Genomic DNA, 4,746 nt, shown 5'->3' with positions numbered 1-4,746 from the left:
GCTTGATAACCTGTACTAATTGCTCGTTTGGCTTGACCATACAACACCCAAGTGGTTTGTATACAAGTCTAATTAATCTATCTTGTATAAGCTGTAGTGGCTTATAGAATAAGAAAGAACATTTCGATATCACCTTTAACCTTGATTCAGTTAGGTTAAGTGATACTTAGTCAAATAAGTAAAACTATAAAACAGACTCATATCTAACCCCCTTTGCTGACGACAATAGCGCGATGGCCCCACCTGATCCCTTCCCGAACTCAGAAGTGAAACATCGTAGCGCCAATGGTAGTGTGGTTCGCCCATGTGAGAGTAGGTCATCGTCAGCTCTCTATTCTGAAATATCCCCCGACATTAGCTTGTCGGGGGATTTTCTTTGCGTGCAGTTTGATGGCGGATTTACTGATTTCAGTCTAATTTATTCTAGCAAGCGTATTGCAGTATTGATTATAGAAAAACTTGAAGGTATGCTATTTTTTATTGAAAGCGCTTCTAACTTGTAAAAAGCACTGTATTAAAGACAAAGCCGTCATTAGACTAATAAGGAAGTATACGTGTCAATTTGGTTGCTAGTTTTAATATCATTTTTGCATATTACTATTGGCGGGGCTTTTGCTTTCGGGTTTCTTTTCTATATATGTGCAGAGGGAAGCCCAAGTTTAACCAAAATTGAGAATAACATTCTCTTTACCTTGTTGATTGGATATGCAGCTTCACTTGTAATCAGTGTTGGAATGGCTGTTTATTTTTACGTATTTACTACTGGCGATTTATATTATTGGTGTTTCGCCATACCGTGGGTACTACTGATTCTACTGTTAGGTTATTGGGCATATATTTTAGCGAAATTTAACGCATTTTGAGGATACTGTTGGCATGTCTGGCCTGATTAATTACTTCTTAAAACAACTCACCTATCTCAGGTATCTCTTCAAAATCAAAACCTAACTGTTCATCTTTACGCTGTTTCATTTGTTCTATACGCAGCTTCCGTCCTGCGATAAGCCGTAGCACCTCGCGCTGCTGCTCTGTCGTCATATCATGCCATAGCTGGCGCTCAGTTCGACTACGCAGGCAACCAAAGCAATAACCCTTCTTATTACTTTGGCAAAGACCAATACATGGATTGGCAATCTCGAACAGCTCAAACTGTTGATTCATGTCTCCTCCATAATGACTACCGTCATTCCTTTGACCTGCATAAAATCACTGTACAACATTATTATGTCGCAAATACTGACTAATAGTGTGCCATTTTATTGTTATTATTTCCGTCTAGCGGGTGCTATGCTTAGCTTTGATAGCCTTTATAAGATAATCATAACAAAATTAATAAGTGAGATGATACGTGAACTTGATTTATATCCATGGATTGGACAGTGATGCCAACTCGACCAAAGGGGTGTTGTTAGAAAAATATTGCCAGCTTCATCATCCTGATATTAATGTGCTGCGTCCTGATTTAAATAAAACCCCTGCTCAAGTGTGTGAGCAATTACTGTCTTTAATCAAATCACTAAATAATAGTGCAGATAGAAAATCAGCAGATAAGCAGACTGAGTTATCAAATACGGTATTAATCGGTAGCTCGCTAGGTGGGTATTTTTCTACTTTGATAAGCAATCAGATAGGTTGCCCAGTTTTACTGCTCAATCCTAGTACGCAGCCCCATATCACTTTACAGCGTTTCTCTAATCAATCAGTATCAAGTCAAGATAATTTAAATGAGTCATCTACTAGCAAAGTTCTGCATACGACAGCGGGCGGCTGGAGTATTACGCCTGCTGATTTACAGTGGTTTGCAGATAATCAGCTATTATCAGTAAATTATCCCGATAAAGTTGCTGTGCTATTAAAAGAAGGCGATGAGTTGTTGAATTCTGAATTGTCTCAAGATTTTTATCAAAGTCATGGCGCATCGGTAACGGTGCAAGTAGGTGGCGATCATCGCTTCAGTGACTTTGATGAGCAGCTGCCGATGGTGATGAATATCTTACAGAGTTTAGTACAACCTTAAATAGACGACATTATATGACGTAAGCGATGGAGTATTAACGTTAACGTCGCTATTTTTCGTTATAATGGTTTAATAGAATTAAACGCACGCGAACAGTTAAGGATGCATTTGTGAGTCAATATAATGCGCAATCGTTAGAAGTTTTAGAAGGTCTTGAGCCAGTCCGTCGTCGTCCAGGTATGTATACCGACACCACGCGCCCGAATCATTTGGCGCAAGAGGTCATTGATAACTCAGTTGATGAAGCGTTGGCTGGTTATGCTAAAACCATCAAGGTGCAATTGCATAGTGATGGATCGTTGTCTGTCGAAGATGACGGGCGCGGTATGCCAACTGATATTCACCCTGAGTTTGGTCAATCTGGTATTGAGTTGATATTAACTCGCTTACATGCAGGTGGAAAGTTTTCGACCTCTAATTATGAAGTATCAGGCGGTCTACATGGCGTGGGTATCTCTGTCGTCAATGCGCTATCAACTCGCGTCGAGGTTACGGTATGGCGTGATAGCACACAGTTTGATATGGCATTTGAAAATGGCGCACCAGTTACGCCATTAACGGAAGCAGTCAGCTCAAACAAACGCAAACGTGGCACAAGAGTACACTTTTGGGCAGATGGTAGTTTCTTCGATACGCCCAAATTTAATGTAAAACAGCTCAAGCATAATTTAAAAGCAAAGGCTGTTCTGGCCGCTGGACTGACGATTGAATTCACTGATGATATCAATGATGAAAAAGTCGTTTGGCAGTTTACGGATGGGGTAGTCGAGTATCTAAGCGAACAATTAGATGGTTTGGAAATCTTACCTGAAGCACCGTTTTATTATAATTATGATGCGAAAGCGGGCGAACGAGCGGCTATTACCTTTGCCTTGTCTTGGTTGCCTGATGGTGGCACGCCGATTCAAGAAAGCTATGTAAACCTGATTCCCACAGCTCAAGGTGGTACGCACGTCAATGGTCTGCGCACGGGTATCTTAGAAGCGCTGCGTGAGTTCTGTGATATTCATAATTTGCTACCACGTAGTGTGAAACTAACCGCAGAAGACGTCTGGGATGGGGTGAACTATATCCTGTCTCTTAAATTCTCTGAGCCACAGTTTTCTGGACAGACCAAAGAGCGTTTATCTAGTCGAGAGGCTGCAGGCGCTGTACAGACATTGGCAAAAGATGCTTTCAGTTTATGGTTAAACCAACATGCGGACATGGGTACGCAAATTGCTGAATTGGCAATTAATAAAGCTGGACGTCGTCTGAAATCTGCCAAAAAAGTCGCTCGTAAAAAGATTACTCAGGGACCCGCATTGCCTGGTAAATTGGCCGATTGCCGTGGTGACTTGCGTGATGGCGCTGAGCTGTTCTTAGTAGAGGGTGACTCTGCGGGTGGTAGTGCGAAGCAAGCAAGAGATCGTCATTATCAGGCAATCTTACCTCTGCGCGGTAAAATCCTAAATACGTGGGAAGTATCATCAGATACAGTGCTATCAAGCCAAGAGATTCATGATATTGCCATTGCTATCGGTGTCGATCCTGCTTCTGACGATTTGTCCGAGCTGCGTTACGACAAGATATGTATCTTAGCGGATGCTGACTCTGATGGACTACATATCGCGACATTGATCTGCGCACTGTTTGTGAAGCATTTCCCTGCGCTAGTGGATGCGGGTCATTTATTTGTGGCCATGCCGCCCTTGTATCGAGTAGATGTAGGTAAAGAAGTTCATTATGCATTGGATGAGCCAGAGCTTGCACATATCTTGGCTAACGTACCGGGCAATAAAAAAGCTCAGATTACACGTTTTAAAGGACTTGGTGAAATGAGTGCTGAGCAACTACGTGAGACGACGATGAGCCGTGATACACGCCGCTTAGTACAGTTAGATATGGATGACATGGTACTGACCAATAGTGTGATGGATATGCTACTGGCTAAGAAACGTGCCTCTGATCGTAAGTCGTGGCTTGAGAGTAAAGGTGATTTGGCCGATATTTCTTAACACTTAGCAATAAGTTTAAAGAAGTAGGTGTACAGAATATCGAAATAGGTCATTACTTATATTTATGGTTAAACGATCTATCACATAATAAAAGCACGCAAAATTCAGCCTAGCCATAAAGGCTTAATGGTATTATGTCAGTACCTTTCATTATATTGTGCTGTCATGATACCGAAGATTTTTAACCGTTCTAAGTCTGTTGCTTCTAAGCCTGCGCGCTCCAAAGTACTCCCAAAACTTAGCAAAAAGCATTTGGGAGACAAGGTTCCAAAGCGTGGCAACAAGTTTGCGCCTGTTATTGCATCCGCGCTGTTAAAGGCGTCAGGCTGGCGTACGGTAGGCGAGATTCCAAATATCTCACAAGCTGTAGTGCTTGCGCTGCCCCATACTTCTAATGTGGATGGTATTTATGCGATTCCAAGTCTGTTTGCATTAGACATTAAAATCAGCATTATGGGCAAGCACACGCTATTTAGAGTTCCTGTGTTTGCACAGTTATTAAATTGGATAGGGGTTATTCCTATCGATCGTGGTAACAAAGGCTCTGTGCTGCAAGCCAGTATAGATAAGTTCAAAACTGGTGAACCACTATTTTTGGGATTATCACCTGTAGTGGTCAACTAATTTAGGACAGCTGATAAGAGGTTTTGATTAAAGTAACGTCTCTCTTTTTCTGCTGGCGGCAAATAATCGTTGAAAGCATGCGGTCTCACGGTCTGATAATAGCCCCAG

4 protein-coding genes and 1 rRNA gene are annotated in these 4,746 nt (G+C 41.9%); 4 read left to right on the top strand and 1 reads right to left on the bottom strand.

Translation table 11 applies throughout. The features are described from left to right. The first annotated feature begins 215 nt into the window (after nt 1-215). A 5S ribosomal RNA gene (gene rrf / locus JMX91_RS13110) occupies nt 216-329 on the top strand. A gap of 571 nt (nt 330-900) precedes the next feature. On the opposite strand, the gene JMX91_RS13105 is transcribed toward rrf, so the two are convergent. Next, nucleotides 901-1,161: a DUF1289 domain-containing protein gene (locus JMX91_RS13105; protein ID WP_057762147.1), complete on the bottom strand. Its 261-nt coding sequence runs from the start codon at nt 1,159-1,161 to the stop codon at nt 901-903. A gap of 187 nt (nt 1,162-1,348) precedes the next feature. Between JMX91_RS13105 and JMX91_RS13100 the strand changes: the two genes are divergently transcribed. The 3 genes from JMX91_RS13100 (at nt 1,349) to JMX91_RS13090 (ending at nt 4,638) form a co-directional block, all read left to right on the top strand. Further along, nucleotides 1,349-2,017 carry a YqiA/YcfP family alpha/beta fold hydrolase gene (locus JMX91_RS13100; RefSeq protein WP_201549601.1) on the top strand — a complete coding sequence of 223 codons (669 nt, stop codon included), beginning with the start codon at nt 1,349-1,351 and terminating at the stop codon, nt 2,015-2,017. 110 nt (nt 2,018-2,127) lie between these two features. Next, nucleotides 2,128-4,014: a DNA topoisomerase IV subunit B gene (gene parE, locus JMX91_RS13095; RefSeq protein ID WP_201549600.1), complete on the top strand. Its 1,887-nt coding sequence runs from the start codon at nt 2,128-2,130 to the stop codon at nt 4,012-4,014. A 165-nt stretch (nt 4,015-4,179) separates the two neighbouring features. Next, nucleotides 4,180-4,638, top strand: a complete 459-nt coding sequence (locus JMX91_RS13090; protein ID WP_227679426.1) for a 1-acyl-sn-glycerol-3-phosphate acyltransferase — start codon at nt 4,180-4,182, stop codon at nt 4,636-4,638. Nucleotides 4,639-4,746: the final 108 nt, after the last annotated feature.

The organism is Psychrobacter sp. Pi2-1 (assembly GCF_904846645.1).
In the GTDB taxonomy this organism is placed as follows: Bacteria; Pseudomonadota; Gammaproteobacteria; order Pseudomonadales; family Moraxellaceae; genus Psychrobacter.
This window is presented reverse-complemented; position numbering and strand designations above follow the sequence as displayed.